The following is a 21118-nucleotide window of genomic DNA, read 5'->3' as shown; positions in this document are numbered from 1 at the left end:
GTCGCCGGTAATCGTTTGCCAGCGGCAATCTCCCCCCAGTCGACGCCCCAATCGCGCTCGACCTCTGAGTGCGCGAACGAGGGGGGCGGGGCGGGCGTAGCAGCTCGCGGGTCTGCTCTGGGCGTGCCGCAGCGGCCGTCGGGTTCCGGCACGACGGCCGCTGTGGTGACTGTGCGGTGACCTGGTCTGGCGGGCCCTGCCACCGGTCCGTCAGTTGAGGACGGACTTCTTCTTGTCGTGTTCGCGGGCTGCCGGATGCCGTTCGTGTGGTTGCTCGTGGAGCGCGTGCTCGGTTGTTCGTGGGGCCGGGCAGACCGGGCCACGGCGGATCGGTCCGCCACCCAGCCTCCGGCTCTTCCACTGCTTCTCTTCGTAGTCGTAGTAAGTGTCGACGCCTCCGACTGTCATATATGTCCTCCCGTCAACCCCCGCGACCCCTGCTGGCGATTCCCACAGTCCGTCACGAGTGGCGTTTGACACAAGCGATTCCGGAAAAACCCATTCCCGAACACAATCGAACGCCGTCTTGTGTTCACTTGGATGTCGAATATGCGCCAAACCCGTTAAATGCTTGATGGTCTGGCTCACGTCACACGACGAAGATGCCGACGCCATGACCCGAGAGACGAACACCATCAGTAGTCGCCGCCGCCGTACCGAAGGCCATCACCTGGTACGTCGGGACGCCGTCGACCGGGACCAGGGTCTCGCCGGCGGCCAGATTCACCACGATCCGGAAACGTCCGCGGGTGACCACGATCCAGTCCCCGTCGGCGTCGTACGCGATCCCGACGGAGTCCAGCCGGTCGTCGTGGAGGTCCGGGGTCCGGGCACGGAGAGCGAGCAGATCGCGGTACCAGGCGAGTAGTTCGTGGTGCGGCGGCTCGTCGAGCTCGGACCAGTCGAGGACGGAGCTGTGCCAGGTCTCCGGATCCTGCGGGTCCGGGATCTCCTCGGCGTTCCAGCCGTGCTCGGCGAACTCGCGCCGACGGCCCGCCCGCACCGCCTCGGCCAACGACGGCTCATCGTGGTCCGTGAAATAGCGCCAGGGCGTCGAGGCACCCCACTCCTCACCCATGAACAGCATCGGCGTGTACGGCGAGGTGATCACCAGCGCGGCGCCGATCGCGAGCTGGCCGGGCGTCAGTGCGGGCCGATCGCCGAGTGCGCGGTTGCCGACCTGGTCGTGGTTCGACGTGTACGCGAGGAACTCGCCGCCGCGATGCCGGGCCGGGTCGACCGGCCGCCCCCAGTCCTGGCCCCGGAAGGTCGAGTACGACCCGTCGTGCCGGAACACCTGGGTCAACGTCTTGGCGAACACGCCCAGCTCACCGAAGTCCACGTAGTACCCGGCTCGCTCACCGGTCAGCAGCGTGTGCAGCGCGTGGTGGAAGTCGTCACTCCACTGCGCGGGCATGCCCAGTCCGCCCTCGTCCACCGGCTCGACCATCCGCGGGTCGTTGAGGTCCGACTCGGCCACCAGCCCCAGCGGTCGGCCCAGCTGCTTCGACAGGTCCGCGGTCACTGTCGACAACTGCGCCAGCAGGTGCACCGGGCTATCGTCGGCGAGCGCATGTACGGCGTCCAGCCGCAATGCGTCGATGTGGAAGCACCGGAACCACCGCAGGGCGTTGTCGCAGATCCACCGGCGGACCTCGTTGCTGCCGGTGTCGTCGAGGTTGACCGCAGGTCCCCAGGGAGTGGTGTGCCGGTCGGTGAAGTACGGCCCGAACTCGCCCAGGCGGTTCCCACTCGGTCCGAGGTGGTTGTAGACGACGTCGAGGCAGACCGCGAGGCCAAGCTCGTGGCACCGGTTCACGAATCGCTGCAGCGCCTCCGGCCCGCCGTACGGCTCGTGGACGGCGTAGAGGTGCACACCGTCGTACCCCCAGCCGTGCCGCCCCGGGAACGCGGCAACCGGCATCAGGGAGATCACGTCGACCCCAAGTGCCACCAGGTAGTCCAGATGACCCGCGGCCGCCTCCAACGTCCCTTCCGGGGTGAACGTGCCGATGTGCAGCTCGTAGAACACCGAGCCGCGCACATCACGTCCGGCCCAGTCGCTGTCCGTCCAGCGGAAGCGGTCCTCGTCGAACACCCTGCTGAAGCCGTGCACCCCATCGGGCTGCCAGGGACTCCGCGGGTCCGGCAGCGGCTCGCTCCCGTCGACGGAGAACGCGTAGTCGGTGCCGTGATGCGCCTCGACCACCTCTCGCTCCCACCAGCCATCCCGCTGGTGCAGGGGCAGACGGCCGTCCCGCAGGACCAAGTCGACCGACGATGCGTTCGGCGCCCAGACACGGAAGGTGTGCATTCAGCTCCTTACGAGCAGCGCCACCGGGAGGTCCTCCAGCAGCTCGTGGATCCGGGCTGCTCCACTACCCACCTCACGGCCGGTCAACACGCTCTTCCACTCACCATCCGGCAGCACCACCGTGCTGTCACCCCAGCCGCCCAGGCGGTGCAGAGCGGCTGGGAGGCGGGTGGCGACCGTGATGACCGCGTCGCCGCGAGCGAAGGCGACCGCATGGCCGTTCGACGTCGGCAGTGGGGTGTAGCTGCCGGCAAAGGCTTCCGGGTACTGCCTGCGGATGCGGAGTGCTCGGCTGGTGACCAGCAGCTTCTCATCGGAGAGGTCGTCGGGTTTGGCGCCGTCGTCCAGCCGCCGCAGCCGGTCGATCCGGTGCTGGTAGTCCACAGGCCGCCGGTTGTCCGGGTCCACGAGCGACAGGTCGACCAACTCCGTCCCCTGGTACACATCCGGTACGCCGGGCATCGTCAACTGGACCAGCTTCTGGCCGAGCGTGGCCGCGCGGACGAATCCGGCTTGTCTTGCGGCAAAGCGGCGTACCGACTCCATCACGTCTGGGTCGGCAAGGACCGCGCTACAGAAGCCGGCGACGGCCTGTTCGTACTCCTCGTCCGGGGAGGTCCAGGTGGTGTGGCGCTTGGCTTCGCGGATCGCCTTGAGGAGATAGGCCTGCAAGCGGTCCTCCGGCAGCGGGCCGTCGTCCCAGGTGCCGAAGAGCGTCTGCCAGAACAGGTACTCCGTGCTGCCGTCGAGCACCGGACTCCGGTGGTCCTCCGACAGCCGCCGCCACTCCCGGACCGCGTCCGACCAGGCGGCAGGCTGCTCGGACAGCACACCGAGCCGGGCCCGCACGTCCTCGGACCGCTTGGTGTCGTGGGTGGACAGTGTGGTCATCGTCTTCGGCCAGTGCTGGTTCAGCCGGGCCGCGAACGCGTGGAACTCCTCAGGCGTCACGCCGAAGTGCTCCGGGTCTCCGCCGACCTCGTTCAGCGAGGCGAGCCGGAACCACCGGTAGAACGCGGTGTCCTCGACTCCCTTGGCCATCACCGGACCACACGTCTGCTGGAACCGGACGATCAGCTCGTGCCGCGCGTGCTCGTCGATCCTGCTCGCCGTACCGGTCTCGCGACCCAGCAGCAGGTGCAATACGACGTCCAACGTCTCCTGCCGGTCCTCGTCCAGGTTCTCCCGCGCCTTCTCGGCCGCTCGCTCCAGCGCACGCACCGCCTCAGGCTCGGGCTGCTCCCCCGGTACGACGTACGCCCGGTAGATCTCGAAGTTGACGAGCAACTCCACGACCACCTCGTGGAACGCCCGTCTCGTGTGGTCACGCAGCCGTACGTCGTCCTGGCAGATGCGGGCCAGCAACTCCACCAGCCGGTGCACCTCGGCGTACTGCCCGTGCCTCACGATCTCCCGCTTGGCCTCCTCCATGACCGGGCCGAAGTCAGCCGGCTCACCCGTGAGCTCGGAGTGGAGGGCTGCCAGCGGCGCCGCACCGGACGGGTCGACGAAGAGCCCTCCGACCCGCAGCAAGGCGTCGTAACCCGTCGTCCCGGCGCAGGGCCAGTCGCACGGGAGCTGCTCGTCGCCTTCGAGGATCTTCTCGACCACGACCCACGCGCCACCCGTACGCTCGGCCAGACGGCGCAGGTACCCACGCGGATCGGCCAGTCCGTCAGGGTGGTCGATGCGGAAGCCGTTGAGCTTCCCTTCGTGCAGAAGCTCCAGCAACAGCTCGTGCGTGGCTTCGAAGACCTCCTGCGTCTCCACCCGGACAGCAGCGAGGGTGTCGACGTCGAAGAAGCGCCGGTAGTTCAGCTCCTCGTCAGCGACCCGCCAGTGCGCCAGCCGGTACCACTGCTCGGTCACCAGCTCCGCGATCGGTAGGTCCTCGGTCCCCGGCCGCAGCGGGTACTCGTGCTCGTAGTACCGCAGTACGTCGCCATCGACCGACAACTCGCCGTCCGCCAGCACCTTGCCGATCCGCTGACCCAGCACCGCCATCAGCAACGGCTGGTTGCCCGCACCCCAGTCGACGTCGAACCACTCCGCGTACGGCGATCCCGGCCCGTCCCGCAGCACCGACCACAGCGCCTTGTTCAGCCGGGCCGGGGTCGGCACCGCGACGTGATTCGGTACGACGTCCGCCACCGCACCCATCCGATGGTCGGCCAGCCGAGCCGCGAGCCGGTCGAACGCAGGACGACCGCCCGCCGGCTCGGACAGCCGGCTGTGGTCGACCACGTCGTACCCGTGGGTGGAGCCGGGCGCGGCCTGCAGGATCGGGGACAGATAGGCGTGGGAGATGCCGAGGCTGTGCAGGTACGGCACAACCTCGACGGCGTCGTCGAACCCGAAACCGGCATGCAGCTGCAGGCGGTAGGTGGCCTGCGGGCCCTGACCGGGGCGGGAAGGAATCGGCGCCGAAGTCATCCCTGGGCCCGCCTCGGGCGGGTCAGGACCAGCGTGCTGCGGGCCTCGAGCCGGATCGTGCTGCCGGCCGCGTGCGGCTCGTCGCCGTCGCCGCCTCGCGCGGTCGAGGTGGCCACGACGACCGTCCAGGTCTCGCCGTACTGCTTGGGCGGTAGCAGGAAGTCGATCGGCTCGTGGTTGCTGTTCAGCAGGACCAGGAACGAGTCGTCCACCACCGGCTCACCGCGGAGATCCGGCTCGGAGATCGCGTCGCCGTTGAGGAAGACCGCGATCGCGCGGGCGTCGTCGCGGGTCCAGTCGCCGTTCTGCATCTCGGTGCCCTTCGGCGTGAACCAGACCAGGTCACCGAGACCGTCGACGCCGGTGTCGCCGTGGAAGAAACGGCGCCGGCGCAGCACCGGATGGTTGTTGCGCAGCCTGACCAGCGAGCGGGTGAACGCGAGCAGGTCCTTCTGCGGCTCGGTGAGCTTCCAGTCGACCCAGGCGATCTCGTTGTCCTGGCAGTAGACGTTGTTGTTGCCGCTCTGCGTCCGGCCTAGCTCGTCACCGTGGGCGATCATCGGCACGCCCTGCGAGATCAGCAGCGTGGTGAGGAAGTTGCGCTGCTGGCGGGCCCGCAGGTCGAGCACCGCCGGGTCGTCGGTCGAGCCCTCGACCCCGCAGTTCCAGGAGCGGTTGTGGCTCTCGCCGTCCTTGCCGCCCTCGCCGTTCGCCTCGTTGTGCTTGTCGTTGTAGGAGACCAGGTCGCGCAGGGTGAAGCCGTCGTGCGCGGTGACGAAGTTGATGCTGGCCAGCGGGCGGCGGCTGTCGTCCTGGTAGAGGTCCGACGAGCCGGTGAGGCGGGACGCGAACTCGGCCATCGTGTACTTCTCGCCACGCCAGAAGTCGCGCACGGTGTCGCGGTACTTCCCGTTCCACTCCGTCCACAGCGGCGGGAAGTTGCCCACCTGGTAGCCGCCGTCGCCGACGTCCCAGGGCTCGGCGATCAGCTTCACCTGGCTCACCACCGGGTCCTGCTGGACCAGGTCGAAGAACGCCGACAGCCGGTCGACCTCGTGGAACTGGCGGGCCAGCGTGGCCGCCAGGTCGAACCGGAACCCGTCGACGTGCATCTCGGTCACCCAGTAGCGCAGCGAGTCCATGATCAGCTGCAGGACGTGCGGGTGCCGCATCAGCAGGCTGTTCCCGGTGCCGGTCGTGTCGTAGTAGTGCCGCTTGTCCGCGTCCACCAGCCGGTAGTACGCCGCGTTGTCGATGCCCTTGAACGACAACGTCGGGCCGAACTCGTTCCCCTCGGCCGTGTGGTTGTAGACCACGTCGAGGATGACCTCGATGCCGGCCTCGTGCAGCGCCTTCACCATCGTCTTGAACTCGGTCACCTGCTGGCCGCGGGTGCCGCCGGCGGCGTAGTCGTTGTGCGGCGCGAAGAAGCCGATGGTGTTGTAGCCCCAGTAGTTGGACAGGCCGCGCTCCTGCAGGTGACCGTCCTGGGCGAACTGGTGGATCGGCATCAGCTCGATCGCGGACACCCCGAGCTCCTTCAGGTGCTCGATGATCGCGGGATGACCGATCCCGGCGTACGTGCCGCGGATCTCCTCCGGCAGCGCCGGATGGGTCTTGGTCAGGCCCTTCACGTGCGCCTCGTAGATGACGGTCTCGTGGTACGCGTGCCCCGGCGGGCGGTCGTTGCCCCAGTCGAAGAACGGGTTCGTCACCACCGACAGCATGGTGTGCTCGCGGTTGTCCATCGTGTTCAGCTCGTCCGGCTTGGCGAACCGGTAGCTGAACAGCGACTCGTCACCGTCGATCTGGCCGTCAATGGCCTTCGCGTACGGGTCCAGCAGCAGCTTGGACGGGTTGCACCGATGCCCCTCGGCCGGGTTGTACGGGCCGTGCACCCGGAATCCGTACCGCTGCCCCGGCTCCACTGCCGGCAGGTACCCGTGCCAGACGAAACCGTCCACCTCGGTCAGCTGGACCAACTGCTCTTCCCCGTCGTCACCGATCAGGGCCAGATCTACTCGCTCAGCTACCTCCGAGAACAACGCGAAGTTCGTCCCGGAGCCGTCGTACGTGGCTCCGAGTGGATAAGGACGACCAGGCCATTTCTGCACTCGATGACAGTAGCCACCTCCACCCCCAGAGCATGCATGGTGGGGTGTTTTGCTCCCGAGAGTTCACTCCGGTGCGCCGGACCGCTTGTCTGAGCGGTCCAGCGCACCGGTTCGATCAACTCAGTCGGAACAGGCCACCGGGTCGTCGAAGTGCCCCGGCGTACCCGGGTACGCCGGTCCGACCGCGTGGGAGTTGTAGTCGGGGTTGTAGGCGAAGGCGAGCTCCCGGTACGCCGACGTCCCGGCCGTCGTCACGTCGGTCGCAGACCGCCCGGCCCCCGAGCCCCACGCCACCGACGTCAGGAACTGGTGCATCGCCGGCGAGTGCTGCCGGACGTCGTTGAACCCGCCGTACGCCGGGTTGCAGTGGGTGTACAGGTTGTACGCGCCGTTCCAGTCGATCAGCCGGTCACCCGGGTTCGGCCCGTTCTCGGCCACGTCGGCCTGCATCACGTCGCGGTCCCAGCCGCCGTAGATCCAGTCCGTGCCCTGGTGATGGTTGTTGTTCCGCAGCGTCGCCGGGTCGGCCGTGTCGTCGTCCTTGCCGGTCAACTGGAACCACAGGCACGGGTCGACGGTGACCCCCGCCGTCGTGACCGGCCAGTCGCCGGGTGCACAGTTGCCGGGGAAGGCACCCCGCGGGTTGAAGTCGAGCAGGTCCGACCCGGACACATCCTGCTCGGCCGCGTCCGACTCACCGACGCCGCCGAAGATGTGGTCCACGTACCGGTCGTTCGTCCCGCGGGCGTCGGGGTCGAACACGCCGTTCTTCAGGCAGTCCGCCGTTGCGGCGTCGAGGACTGGGTCACAGCCCTTGCCGCCCCACAGCACGTCCTCACCGTCGGCGCCGAACACCTGGTCGCCGCCGCTGTCACCGTTGGCGAGGTCGTCGCCGTACCCGGCGTGGAGGTTGTCCGCGCCCGAGCCGCCCCGGAGCCTGTCCCGGCCGCCCTCGGTGATGCCGTCGTGCGGCATCTCCGCGGCGGTTGAGGCACCGATCCACAGGTCCCCGTCGACGTCGTGCTCCAGGTCGACCCGCCGGTCGTACGCCGTACGCCGGAACCCGACGTACGTCTCGGCCGGCGGCGTGGTCATCGTGAAGGTGAACTGGGCCGGGGTGTCACCGGTGTCCAGGTACTGGTTCACCACGCCGCCCCGGTCGCCGAGGATCGCGTCCTCGCCGGCCTCACCGAAGACGGTGTCGTCACCGAGCTCGCCGTACAGGTCGTCGTCGTCCTGCCCGCCGAAGATCGTGTCGTTCCCGTCCTGGCCCCACACACCGTCGTCACCGGCTTCGCCGTACAGGGTGTCGGCGCCGAACGCCCCGGCCACCTCACACGTCGCCTGCGCTTCGGTGCAGAACCGCGGGCTCGGGTCACCGAGGTCCGGATCGTGCGTCCGGGCCACGGTCGCGTCCGCCGGTGGCGTCCCGTTCGGATAGCGGTCCGCGTAGACCCGCTCGGTCGCACCGGTGACTGTCCGCAGCAGCGAGCCGTTGTCACCGAGTACGACGTCGTCCGCGCCGTCGGCCTCGATCGTGTCGCCGGTGTCCCGGAACCCCTTCGCGGAGCTGCCGCCGATCAGGTCGTCCTGCCCGTCGGGTGCGGTCGCACCCTCCAGCAGGGCGGCCGCACTCGCCGTACCGGGCCAGCCCGGGTCCGGGAGCGGCTGCACGGTGGTGAACGGCGAGTCGCCGGCCAGTGACAGGTCACCCCGGACCACATCCGCCCCGCCGTTGCCCTCGACGTAGTCGGCGCGGGCACCGCCGGAGAGGAAGTCCCCGCCGTCCTGACCGTAGAGCACGTCCACGCCGTCACCACCCGACACCCGGTCCGCGCCGAACCGGTCTGCCGGCGGCAGCGCCGCGAGGTCGTAACGGTTCACGATCCGCGGTGCCATCGGCGTACCGGCCTCGCTGCCGAGCCGGACGGTTGCCCGAGTCGGCGTCTGCCCAGCCGCCGGCCGCAGTACGGCGCCGTTGTCACCGGTGACCACATCGTCTCCCGGACCACCGAAGATGGCGTCCGCGGTGTCCTGCTGACCTGTCGAGCCGTTCAGCGGGGTGGAGCTGCCACCGACCAGGTCGTCGTCGGCCAGATCGCCTTCGATCCAGTCACTGGCCTGACCGCCCTCGACGTAGTCGTCGTCACCGTCGCCCTTGGCCCGGTCCTCGCCGCCTTGGCCGTAGAGGACGTCCTGACCGTCGCCACCCGACATCTGGTCGTTGCCGGAGGTGTTCGCCACCGGCGTCAGCCCGAGGTCGAGCAGCGCGACCACATGGCCGAGCGCGAAACCACGCTGCCGGGTCACCGGGGTGGTCGCCGCCGGATCCGGGGTCCGGGTGAGGACCGCGTTGTCACCGGTCAGCAGGTCCGGCCCCTCGTCACCGAACAGCAGGTCCCCCGCGTCCGGTCGTCCGATGCCGGCCGAAGCCTGCTCGAACGAACCACCGGCGATGGCGTCCTCACCGGCGTTGCCGTGCACCACGTCGGAGGCGTTGTTGCCCTCCAGGTGATCGTCGTGGCCGTTCCCGTCGACGATGTCACTGCCGAGCCCGCCGTACGCCGTGTCGTCACCGTCACCACCGCGGATGCGGTCACCCGTACCCGCGGCCGGGGTCTCGCCATCGAGGTCGACCGGTACGGCGAGGGCGCCGACGGTGCCGTTGTCACCGATCAGCCGGTCGTTGCCCAGGTCGCCGTACAGGTCATCGTCACCGGTGTCGGTACGGCCCGCCGCACGGGTCCCGCCGTACATCACGTCACCGCCCCCGCCACCGGTCAGCCAGTCCTTGCCGTTGTTGCCCTCGACGACGTCGGGGTCGAGGCCGCCGTACTCGGTGTCGTCGCCGGCGTTGCCGAAGACCTGGTCCGCTCCGGCGTCGCCGTACAGCACGTCGGCCTCCGAACCACCCCACAGCTGGTCGACATCGGCACCACCGCGCAGGGTGTCCTTCCCCTGCTGGCCGCACACGAGGTCGTTGCCTCCAGCAACCTCGGCCAGGTCGTCCGCGCCACCGGCGGACACCGTGTCGACGCCCGCACCGCCGAGGATCCGGTCGTTGCCGTCGCCGAGAGCCGCATTGGTGCTCTGGTCCACCGGATCGGAGGTCACCGGCGTACCGGTGACGCACTTCTCCGCGTCGATGCGCTTGTCACCGAAGACCGTGGCCGGACCGTCGCCGCCGTAGATGTGGTCGTTGCCCAGACCGCCGACGAGCGTCTTCGGGTTGGACTGCACACCCTCGGGCAGCGGCTGTACCTCGACCTGGCGGAACGGCCCGAAGTTCACGTCCCCGACCTTGTCGTCCTTCCCGCTGTCGTCGCCGACCAGGGCCGGTTCCGCGATCACGTAGTCGTGGTCCGGACCGCCGTACACCGCGTCGGTGCCGTATCCACCGGTGAGGACGTCGTTGCCGCCGCCACCGCGAATCGTCGCACCCTGGTCACCCAGCGAGTGACTGGTCACCGTCTCGATCGCGTTGCTGCCCCAGACCTGGTCGTTCCCGGTCCCGGTGTCGACCACGTTGGTCGCCGGCTTGTTGCCCGGGTCCACGTCGTCCAGTCCGGCCGCGTCGACGCCGAACTGACCCTCGGCCGCGGTGAAGATCCGGTCGGCGTTGGAGCCACCGGTGAGCCGGTCGCTGCCGCCGTCGCCGATCAGGGTATTGACGCCGGCCTTCCTGGATCCGTCCGGCGCGTCGGCCGCGACCGCGAGCTTGTCCTTGCCCGCGTTGCCACGCGCCTTGTTCGTGCCCAGGCCGAGACCGATGGTGTCGTCGTCCGGCACCTGGGCGTCGGCCGGCTGGTCGTCTTCGGCCAGTGTGGTCGGGTCGACGCTCGTCAGCTTCGTCCAATCGAAGACACCGGCCAGCTTCGTGGTGCCGCCGCCGTCCTGCTCGTTGTACGTGACGTCGGTCTGTTCTCGCCGGACGTTCCCGAGGGAGGCGTCACCGGCGACCGTGTCATCACCGTTGCCGACCGTGATGGTGTCCTTGCCGGCGCCACCGGCGACCACGGCCTTCGAGTCCGCCCCACCGGTGTCACCGGTGACGATGATGTCGTCACCGCCGCGGCCGTCGACGTACGACAGACCGCGCCCGGTGGTGATCACGTCGGCCGCCTTGCCGCCGATCACGACGGCGTCCTTGTCGAAGACGGCCGGCGTCTTGCCCGCGTTGCCGTCGGTCTCCTTCTTGCCGTCGCCGATGAACGTGACGACCATCGGCTTGGTGTAGTCCTCGCCGTCCACCACGACCCGCTTCAGGTTCGGGTCGAGGTACTCACGGCGCTCGCCGAGCATCTCCACCGCGAAGCCGTCGAAGGCGCCGTCGGCACCGGTCGGGTCGGTCTTCGTCTGCGCATAGTGCAGCGAGATCACCTTGACCGTGTCCTTCTCGATCGGTTCGGCGTCATTGGTCCAGGGCTCGCCGCGCTGGCCGTTCTTGCCGAACTTCCCGGCGAACACGACCAACGTGTCACCGGTCGTGCCACCGAGTTTCGGCGGTGGTGGTGAACAGTCGGGTGCCACCGAGAAGTCGAGCAGTGTCACGTCGGCGAGCGTGAAGCTGAACGAGACCGAGAAGATGCTGACGCCGATGGTGATGTAGACGCGCAGGAACAGCGACAGCCGTCCGCTGACCGTGAACAGGCAGAGCGGGTTGTTCAGCGCCGCGTGCAGGAACTCGCTGACCCGGAACTTGCCGTCCTTGTTCGGATCGTTCCAGGAGAACCCGATGGTCAACCGCAGGCCGCCCTCGATGCCGACCGTGATGATCAGCGCACTGACGGCGGCACCGGCCGCGATCTCACCGGTGAGCTCGACGACGGGCAGCGGCGCGCCGTCCTTGTCGACGGTCTTGAAGAACAGCCCGTCGAGGACGTCGACCGCCTTGACCGGCGCACCGTCCTGCTGGGCCTCGACCGCCTTGCGGATGCCGTAGGTGTCCAGGCCGGCGACGATGTGCAGGCTCACCGACGCCGAGCCCGCCAGCGTGACGAACACCGGCGGCGGCGCGTACACCGGCCCGAACGACTGCCGCCAGCTGAAGCCCAGGGTGAGCGGGCCGGAGTCGAACTCGACCAGCGTGACGTCGCCACCCATCAGCAGGTTGAACGCCTTGGCCGGCTCCACCAGGATCGGGAAGCTGAACCCGGACTTCTCCGCGTCGCCGTCATCCGCCGCCAGCCCCACACCGCCGAAGACCTTGTGGTCCTTCGCGTCCGGGTTGTCGTTGCTCTCGTTCAGCGCGGACTTGACCTCGGTCTCGGACTTCGCCTTGACCGTTTCGTACATCTTGTCAGCGGTCGTCGGCGAGTTGCTGGTGTTCAGCGCTTTCTCACCGGAGATCCAGAACTCACCCAGTGGCACGTAACAGTCGTTCGGATCCTCCGGCGTGCAGCTCGGCAGTCGGTTGATGAACTCGATGATCGCCTTGATCTTGTCGACGAACTCCAGCTTCGGCCCGTCGGCCAGCGTGCTGAACGTCTTCGCCAGCGTCATCAGCGTGACGTCGTCGCCACCGGCCATCCGGCTCAGATCGGACAGCACCGGGATCGGCGCGTACAGCGTGTCCATGACCGGCTGCAAGGGACCGGTGACCCGCTTCATCTCCTTCACCACGTCACCGAGCAGCTCCTCGAAGAAGCTACCGGCACTGATGCCGACGTCCCGGAAGGCGATGGTCGGCATCTGCTTCGCCTGATCCGGGGCCTCGTTGTCGAACGACCACTTCAGCAGGAAGTTCGCCCGTACGCCGGGGAACGCGGACTTCTCGTCCTCCGGTGCGCCCACCTCGGCCTGGATGATCCAGTCGAGCAGGAAGTCGCCCTTGATCGAGACGCCGAACAGACCCTCGGTGTTGCCCAGGTCGGCGAACTTGATCTTCGCGTCTGTCGGGTTGCAGGCGTCGCCCTCGTCACCCTTGCGGCAGTCGCCGTCGCCGGGCGCCTTCAGGTCGACCTGGAACGTCCCGGCGAACAACGGCACGGTCTCGTCGTGCTCCCCGCCCTTCGCCTTGTCGACGTTGATCTTGATGAACGCGAGCTCGGCAACCATCGTGTCCGGCAGGTCGAACGCCAGTCCGACCTGGAGCTCCGGCCGCGCCTTGTTGTCCGGCCCCCAGCCGTCGTGGGTGTTGATGAAGAACCCGTCGTTCTTGGTCAGCCCGAGCCGGAAGTGCAGCGCGAAGCCGGCGGCCACGCTGATTCCGTCGGTGCCGTCCTTGCCCTGCCGCAACGCGAGGCCCGGGATGCCGATGTCCAGCGGGATGTTCGTGGTGTGGCACGGCTTCGGCGCGCCGTCGTTCACACATCCCTGGCCCGGAACGATCTTGCCGCGCTGGGCGGTGAAGTCGAGGTACGCACCAGTGATCTTGTCGAGCGGGCAGATCTCGAGCGCCTCGGCACATTCGAAGGTGACGCTGATGTCCGTGGCCGCGATCTGCACCTCGGCGAGCGCGGTCGCCAACTTGCCGTTGATGAAGTCCGCGAACTCTTTGGAGTTGGCGGGCCGGCCTCCGCCCGGGAGCTCGTTCCAGATCGACGCCCGCAGTTTCGCCCGCAGGTCACCGATGAAGTTGGCCCCCTGCTGCAGGTCGTCACCGACCAACGGCAACTTGCCCTGCAGGCTCGCCGTACGGAACGCCTGCTCCACAGCGGCCAGGTAACCCTCGATGCCGTCACCGAAGTTGCTGAAGTCGAGCAGCGCCGCGGCCAGCTGGTCGTCCAGATTGTCGGGGACCTGCAGCTCCTTCAAGGTGTCGTCAGGCGCGGGCAGGTTGTCGTCCAGGTCGAGCAGGTCGGCCGGGTCGTCCGAATCCGGGACACGCAGCGCTATGGTGCCGATCGGGGTCCACCCCGCTTCGGTGCCGGTGTTGTTCAGGTAGATCGGCAGGTTGCCGCAGACCATCAGCGGCGTGGTGATCGTCTCTCCACAGGAGACTGTTCCGTTGGTGGCGTTGAAGTTCACGCCGACCGCGCCGAGGAAGTCGCTGAACGACACCGGCGTGTCCACGGCCGCGCCGGACTTCGCGAGCGCGATGCTCAGGTCCGCGTTGGCCTGCGCCTTTTCCGTGGCGGGTGCGCCGGCGGCCGGGTTGCCCAACGCGATGGACAGCGGCCCGACCACACCTTGGATGACGCCGTTGTCCAGCTTCGCCTTGGCACCGATGCTGATCGACGAGTCCTCCAGTACCTGCAGCGCCGCCGCGTCGACCGGTCCGTCACTCGCCTTGAGCGGAAGCACCAGGCCGACCTTCACCCGGCCGTTGACATCCACCTGGGCCAGCCCGCTCGCCTGCGCGCCGGCGAAGGTCTGGTCGGCGCCGTTCAGCGAACCCAGCGACAGCTTCACCGCCGACGCCGCGCGGTACTTCCGCTGCCAGTCGAGGTCGAGCACCAGGTGCGGTTCGTTGTTCTTCTCCAGGTAGCGGAACTTCACGCTGCTGTTCGCACCGAGCGCCGCGTTCAGCAACCCGACCGCGTCCTGGATGCTGCCCGGCGTCTTCGCGAGCAGCCGGTCGGTGGCGTCGTCGAGCGCCGCCCTCATCATGTACGCCGTTCCGTCCGCGGGCTCCGGTGCCCACGGCTTGGTCATGGTCAGCGTCTTACCGTCCGCCGAGACCGAGTCCACGATCGCGACCTGCGAACCGACCACGATCGACCGGCCCACCAGGGTCGGCGGGAACAGCTCGTGGTCCTCCGTGCGCGTCTTGTCGGTCAGCGTGTTCGCGCCGTACTCGACGCCGGCGCCGGCGTTCGACTCGTCGCTGACCAGCAGGTCACGCAACGACTTGCCCAGCCCGGGGATCTCCTTGTCGTAGACACCCGAACCGGCACCCGGGTTCGCCTTGGCGAGTTCCTTGGACAGCGTCTGCAGGGTCTTGATCAGCGCTGTGAACAGCGCTTTGGGGTCGTTCTCGTCGAAGTCGAGCCGGAAGATCTCGGTCAGGTCACCGGTGTCGAGCGACAGCGTCTCCGGAGCGGTGAGGTCGGTCCACTTCGCCTTGAAGGTCGTGGTCGATCCCGCGGGCAGGAACTGCTCGGCATCCGGCACGCTGACGGTCATGTCGCCGTACGCGCGGACGTTCACGTCCACGTCCAGCAGTGCGGCGGGCGCGTCGACGAGTTGTTTGAAGAGTTCGGAGATCCGCAGGTCGTGCTGAGCGTCGCCTTGCTGCTTGAGGCCGACGCTGACCATGTGCCCGGTCGGCGCACCGGAGGCGCAGGTCTCGGCGAGGGACGAGTTGCAGACCTTCAGCTGACCGTCCAGCTTCACCTTGAAGAAGCCGGCGTTCGCGGTCAGGTCGACCGCGGTCTCGATCGGGAAGTCGGCGGAGAACAGCGCCGATCCGGTCCGGATCAGCATCCGATCGGTGTTCAGCGGCAGCGACGGTACGACGGTGTCCAGTGGACCGTTGTGCTGGGTGAACGGGCAGGCCTGCGTGCTGCCGAGGAACCCGATGCAGTCGTTACCCGTCTTCGGGTCCTGCAGGTCCAGCACCAAGGTCAGCGCGGCGGTGAACGACGGCGTCACCTTGGCGAAGGTCTGGTCCGCGTTCGCATTCTCGATACCGCGCTTGTCCTGGCCGATCCGGTTCGCGAAGCTGACCGCGCCGACGTGCGGCTCGGAGCCGGTGATCACGTACGGCGTGTCCTTGTCGGGCTTGCCGCCGATCCAGTCCGTCTTCAGCTTGATCGTGCTCGCGTCGTTGCTCGCCACCTCGCCGGCAGAGGTCCCGGCGACCACCCGGCGGCCGGCCCATTGGTTCTCCGACCACCCGGCGCCCTGGACCGTGAGCGTGTTCGTGTCGTACGTCGCGACCTTGCCGGAGGCCTCGATGCTGATCGGATCGAGGTCTGTCTGCGCGCTCGTCTCGCTCATGTTCAGGGTGAGTGCGAGCTTGCTGGTCGTCGCGTCCCAGACCAGGTTGCTCAGGTCGATGCCGGTCGCGGTGTCGAGTTTCTTCAGCAGGTCCTGCAACGAGGTGAAGGTCGGCTTGCCGTACTGGGCCGGATCGGTGCCCTGGACGTAGCCGGGCTGGCCCGGTGCGGGCACGGTGTTCTTCCCGAGGAAGTCCTTGAGCACCTTGTTCACCTGGATCGCGTCGGCCAGGGTGCCCTTCATGAACGGCAGGTCCAGGTCGCCGACGGTCGGCAACGGGCCGTCCTTGTCGGGGTCGAACTTGGCCTTCTGCACGGCGGTCAGCGTCGCGATCACCTGGGCGAGGCCCTCGGCGAGGTCCTGCAGGCTCATGTTCTGGAACCGGCCGACGGTGGCCGCGAGATCAGGCGCGGTGACGACCGGGGCCCCGGTTCCGATGTCGTTCCAGTCGACCTTGACCGTCGTACTGATCTCACTCGGCAGCGCGGCGGGGATCCCGGCCGCGGCGGCGCCCAGCTGGAAGGTGGCGTGGACAGATCCACGGGAGCCGGCGTCGGAGTCGTCGATCGGCAGCGAGCCCTGCGGGTCCAGACCGACGCTGAACAACCCGTCCAGCGAGCCCTGCTGAGCCAGCTCCCCGTTGTCGGCGAAGAAGAGCTTGCCGTCGTTGTCCGGGTCGCTGACCGTGCCGGCGAAGTGCGCGTCCAGGTCGAGCGTCGAGCCGGCCAGCGAGACGCCCAGGATCCCGATCGCGGCCTGGGCGGCGGCGCTGTCGATGCTCGCGTGCGCGTCCACGTCGAGGCGCGGCGTGGTGTTCGAGCGGACCAGGTAGACCTTGTCGTCAGCGAGGCCGGTCCAGACCAGGCTGAGCGCGAACCGCGACGTGAGCGCCACGGTGACGCCGTCGGACACCGCCAGCTCGACCTTGGGCGAGGCGCTGGTGACCCGCAGGTCCTGGCCGGTCACGGTCCGGTCGACGGTGGCGAGGATGTCGAGCTTCTTGCCCTCGCCGACATCGCTCACCGAGGTCTCGAGCCGGCCGCTGCGGCCACCGTCGATGGTGATCGGCTGATCGACCTCGAGATCGCCGAAGTCGGTCGCGGTCTTCAGCTCGTCCGCGATCGCCTTGCCGACCAGGTCGTTCAGCCCGAGCAGACCGCCGGGACTCGCGCCGACCAGCGGCAGTTGCTCACCGAGCTTGTCGACCGAAGCGAGCCCCGAGGTCCAGGCGGCCAGGCTGTTCGCCTCGCCGTTGGAGCCGAGGGTGGCAAGGAGATCATCGACGCCGGCCACGGCCGCGCGGGCCGGGAGTGGCGTGTAGACGATCAGGCCGATCAGCAGACTGAAGGCGGCGACAACCGCTGTCAACCGCGAGTGGACGAGCATGCGAGCACGACGGACCATCCCCATGGTTCCCACCCCCGCGGCCCCAGGCCCGCGCTCCCCCCTCGGTTGCGCAGTGGGAGACCTCCTGGCCGCTGACGAGAAAGGTAGATGACAGACAGTCACCTTGACAACACTTCGGGTGCCCTTTCGTGCAAACGCATGCTCGGCTCACCTGCTGCCACGTGTCGATGCGGAGGCGAAAAGCCTTGTAGTACAAGCGTTTGACGCATCTCGGAATAGGTGGTGGGCGGTGTGGTGATGCGGGCGGGGCAGGTAAGATCCCGCGCTTGTGAAGTCGCCCTCCTCCCGGCGACCGGTTTTTCTGGACTCGACCGGGCGCCGTCATCGCGCCATCCGCCGTGCCGGCGCGATTCTCGCGGTCCCCGCTGCCGGCTATCTGATTCTGCTGGTCAGCAGCCTGCTCGGCGGACCGAGCCTGGACACTCCGCTGGTTCCGCTGCCCGAGGCGGCCAAGCCCGCTCCTCGACCGGTCATCACGCCGGGTCCGGCCGCGATTCAGTCGGTCCGGCCCAGTGCGGTGACACCGACAGCGGGTCGCGAGAACGAGCCGACCAGCACACCGACCCCGACCTCGACTCCGACCAGCACCTCGGCCACGCGTACGCCGTCCGCCACGCCGACCGTCGTACCGACCACCGTTGCACCGAGCACCCCGACCACCGGGTCGCCCAGCACTCCCCCCGGTAAGCCGACGACGGTGCACCCGAGTAACAAGCCGACCGTGCCGCCTGGCCGGACGAAGTCGCCTGCCAAGCCGTGACTCGTCCGGTCGCGCGACGCGCGAAGCCTGTGCCGCTGCGCACCCACTGGGTCGTGCTGACCATGCTGCTCGTCTGCTTGTCCAGCATGCTGGTCCTGCACGGCTACACGCATCACATGTTCGGCACCGAGCCTGACGGTGCGGTCACGGCCGAGGGTCCGGACGGCGCCGTACCGCGGAAGGTCGTCGACGGCGGTCCGGTGATCGACGCCCGGCCGGCCGACGTCCGCTCGGTGCGGCCCGCCGCGCGGACCATCGCGCTAACCTTCGACGACGGCCCGGATCCGGTCTGGACCCCGAAGGTGCTCGACCTGCTCAAGGCCCAGCGGGTCAAGGCGACGTTCTTCGTCGTCGGCACCGAGGTCGCCGCCCACCCGGAGCTGGCTCGCCGAATTGTTGCTGAGGGCCACCAAATCGGCGTGCACACCTTCACCCATGCGAATCTGAGTACGGCGGCCGGCTGGCGCCGATCGCTCGAACTGCGGCAGAGCCAGCTGATCCTGGCCGGTGCGACCGGGCTCAGCACGCCGCTGCTGCGACCGCCGTACTCGTCCGAAGCGAACGCGCTGACCGACGCGGACTGGACCTCGATCGAGGCGGCCCGGCAGGCCGGGTACCTGACCGTGCTGAGCACTCAGGACAGCGAGGACTGGCGACGCCCGGGAACCGCGAAGGTCATCGCGAACTCGATGCCGCGGGGTACGGCGGGTCAGGTCCTGCTGATGCACGACGCGGGTGGCGATCGGAGTGAGACCATTGCCGCGCTGGCCAAGCTGATTCCGACGTTGAAGGCACGTGAGTTCAAGTTCGCGACGGTGAGCGACGCGGTGGGGCTGCCGCAGCCCGTGCACAAGGCCAGCCTGGTCGAGCGTGGGCGAGGCCTGGCAGCCATCTGGGCGCTGCGGATCAGTGACAGCGTGCTGACCCTGCTGACCTGGTTCCTGTACGCCGCCGGCGGGCTCAGCGTGCTTCGTGCGCTGACGACTGTCGTCGCGGCCCGGCGTCACGCGCGGCAGCGGGACTGGTCGTGGGGCGATCCGGTCACGGAACCGGTCAGCGTGATCGTGCCGGCGTACAACGAGAGCGCCGGGATCGAGGCGGCCATCCGGTCGCTGGTCGCGTCGGACCACCCGATCGAGGTGATCGTCGTCGACGACGGTTCGACCGACGGTACGGCGGACATCGTCGAGGCGATGCGGATCCCCGGCGTCCGCGTGATCCGGCAGCCGAACGCGGGCAAACCGGTCGCCCTCAACACCGGGCTGCAGGCGGCGCACTTCGACCTGATCGTGATGGTGGACGGCGACACGGTGTTCGAGCCGGACGCCGTCCGCATGCTGGTGCAGCCCTTCGCGGATCCGTCCGTCGGTGCGGTGTCGGGCAACGCCAAGGTCGGCAACCGGCGCGGGCTGCTGGGTCGCTGGCAGCACATCGAGTACGTGGTCGGCTTCAACCTGGACCGGCGGCTGTTCGACCTGGCCGAGTGCATGCCGACCGTCCCCGGTGCGATCGGCGGCTTCCGTCGTACGGCGCTGGAGCGCATCGGCGGGCTCAGTGACGTGACCCTGGCGGAGGACACCGACCTGACGATGGCCCTGTGCCGGGACGGGTGGCGGGTGGTCTACGAGGAGCGGGCGGTCGCGTGGACCGAGGCACCGGCGTCACTGGGTGCACTGTGGCGGCAGCGGTACCGCTGGTGCTACGGGACGTTGCAGGCGATGTGGAAACACCGTGGGGCTTGGGCCCAGCGGGGGCAGGCCGGCAAGCTCGGCCGGCGCGGCCTGACCTACCTCCTGCTCTTCCAGGTGCTGCTGCCACTCCTGGCGCCGGTGGTCGACGTGTTCGCCATCTACGGACTGCTCTTCCTCGATCCGCTGCGGGTGGGCCTCGTCTGGCTGGGCTTCCTGGCGCTGCAGTTCGCCATGGGCCGCTATGCCTTCCACCTGGACGGCGAGCGGGCCGGTCCGCTGTGGACGCTGCCGCTGCAGCAGTTCGTCTACCGGCAACTCATGTACCTCGTCGTCATCCAGTCCGTCTTCACCGCACTGGCCGGCTCCCGCCTCCGCTGGCAAAGAATGGAACGCTACGGAAGTCTGCACGCCCCCGCGCGGACCGAAGGTTTTCCCTAGACCACCGGAAAATCACTGGTGATCGCTTCCGGAGAAGGGAGGTTGTTGCGGAAGATGCCGGGCAACCGGCCGCCCGCCCAGCGGCCCGACCCCGGAGGACGCTCTCATGCGATCTTTCATCACCCGTCCCCGCGCCTTGGCGGTCCTGCTGGCCGGTACGGCGCTCACCTTCAGCCCGCTGGGCGGTCAGGCGACCGCCAAGCTCCCGGTCGACCAGCTGCCGTCGGCGGACTGCTTCGTGCCACCGGCCGGTGCGTCGGCCAGGGGTGGCCACGGTCCGGACACGCGCGAGGTGTCGGCCGCCGAACAGAAGGCGATCGAGGCCCGGACCGCACAGTTGCTGAAGGCAAAGGCCGCCCGTGGCATCGCCGTACCGCAGGGTGCGCTCGCGGCCGCGAACGTACCGGTGTACTTCCACGTGATGCGCGACGCGGCCGGCAACGGTGACGTCACCGACACCCAGATCTCGCAGCAGATGGCGGTACTGAACAAGACGTTCGGCGGCCAGGAGTCGTCAGCCGCGGCGAACACCGGCTTCACCTTCACGCTGGCCGGGACGTTCCGCTACAACAACAACAACTGGCACAAGGACAAGCAGAGCAGCACGTACCGCAAGCAGACCCGCAAGGGCGGTGCGAACGCGCTGAACATCTGGCTGGTCGACTTCGCCTACCTCGGCATCGCCACGTTCCCGTGGGACTACAGCCGCAACCCCGGTGTGGACGGCATCCGGGTGCACTACGACTCGCTGCCGGGCGGCGGTATCGCCAACTACAACCTGGGCGAGACCGCGACCCACGAGGCCGGCCACTGGTTCGGGCTGTACCACACGTTCCAGGGCGGTTGCACGAGCACGAACGACGAGGTCACGGACACCCCGGCGCAGAGCAGCTCCACCAACGGCTGCCCGGAGGGCCGCGACTCCTGCTCGCTGCCGGGCCTCGACCCGATCCACAACTACATGGACTACTCGTACGACTCCTGCTACAACCAGTTCACTCCTGGCCAGAGCACCCGCATCAGCAACATGTGGACCGCTTACAGGGCTTAGGCTCGTAGACGTGGTCACCCCGGCATG

At 68.5% G+C, this 21118-nt stretch carries 8 protein-coding genes; 2 read left to right on the top strand and 6 right to left on the bottom strand.

What is annotated here, in order from left to right:
- Positions 1–210: 210 nt before the first annotated feature.
- The 6 genes from AB0F43_RS10345 to AB0F43_RS10320 all read right to left on the bottom strand — a co-directional run bounded on the left by AB0F43_RS10345 (position 211) and on the right by AB0F43_RS10320 (position 17904).
- A complete protein-coding gene (locus tag AB0F43_RS10345; RefSeq protein WP_360473484.1) occupies positions 211–408 on the bottom strand; it encodes a hypothetical protein in 198 nt (65 codons plus the stop codon).
- Between the two features lie 181 nt (positions 409–589).
- Complete coding sequence (gene treZ, locus AB0F43_RS10340; RefSeq protein ID WP_360473482.1) at positions 590–2314, bottom strand: malto-oligosyltrehalose trehalohydrolase; 1725 nt, start codon at positions 2312–2314, stop codon at positions 590–592.
- Positions 2315–4747 (bottom strand): malto-oligosyltrehalose synthase, encoded by a 2433-nt coding sequence (treY, locus tag AB0F43_RS10335; RefSeq protein ID WP_360473480.1) that lies wholly within the window; start codon positions 4745–4747, stop codon positions 2315–2317.
- Positions 4744–6861, bottom strand: coding sequence for a glycogen debranching protein GlgX (gene glgX / locus AB0F43_RS10330; protein WP_360473478.1), 2118 nt, complete (start codon positions 6859–6861; stop codon positions 4744–4746). Before glgX ends, treY begins: the two co-directional genes overlap by 4 nt.
- A 120-nt stretch (positions 6862–6981) precedes the next feature.
- A complete protein-coding gene (locus AB0F43_RS10325) occupies positions 6982–17154 on the bottom strand; it encodes a calcium-binding protein (protein ID WP_360473476.1) in 10173 nt (3390 codons plus the stop codon).
- Between the two features lie 492 nt (positions 17155–17646).
- A complete protein-coding gene (locus AB0F43_RS10320) occupies positions 17647–17904 on the bottom strand; it encodes a hypothetical protein (RefSeq protein WP_360473474.1) in 258 nt (85 codons plus the stop codon).
- A gap of 3 nt (positions 17905–17907) precedes the next feature.
- On the opposite strand from AB0F43_RS10320, the gene AB0F43_RS10315 reads away from it, so the two are divergent.
- Together AB0F43_RS10315 and AB0F43_RS10310 are read left to right on the top strand one after the other, a co-directional pair.
- Positions 17908–20040 (top strand): glycosyltransferase, encoded by a 2133-nt coding sequence (locus AB0F43_RS10315; protein ID WP_360473472.1) that lies wholly within the window; start codon positions 17908–17910, stop codon positions 20038–20040.
- A gap of 106 nt (positions 20041–20146) precedes the next feature.
- The gene (locus AB0F43_RS10310; RefSeq protein WP_360473470.1) at positions 20147–21091 is read left to right on the top strand and encodes a zinc metalloprotease; all 945 of its coding nucleotides are present in this window, start codon (positions 20147–20149) and stop codon (positions 21089–21091) included.
- Positions 21092–21118 lie beyond the last annotated feature (27 nt).

Origin of the sequence: Kribbella sp. NPDC023972 (genome assembly GCF_040639075.1) — a bacterium.
Taxonomy (GTDB): Bacteria; Actinomycetota; Actinomycetes; order Propionibacteriales; family Kribbellaceae; genus Kribbella.
Note: the sequence above shows the minus strand (reverse complement) of the source record. Positions and strands in the feature narration are given on the sequence as shown.

Coding starts and splice junctions, on each gene's coding strand:
- AB0F43_RS10345 (WP_360473484.1), bottom strand. CDS start 408: ATGACAGTCGGAGGCGTCGACACTTACTACGACTACGAAGAGAAGCAG.
- treZ (WP_360473482.1), bottom strand. CDS start 2,314: ATGCACACCTTCCGTGTCTGGGCGCCGAACGCATCGTCGGTCGACTTG.
- treY (WP_360473480.1), bottom strand. CDS start 4,747: ATGACTTCGGCGCCGATTCCTTCCCGCCCCGGTCAGGGCCCGCAGGCC.
- AB0F43_RS10325 (WP_360473476.1), bottom strand. CDS start 17,154: ATGGGGATGGTCCGTCGTGCTCGCATGCTCGTCCACTCGCGGTTGACA.
- AB0F43_RS10310 (WP_360473470.1), top strand. CDS start 20,147: ATGCGATCTTTCATCACCCGTCCCCGCGCCTTGGCGGTCCTGCTGGCC.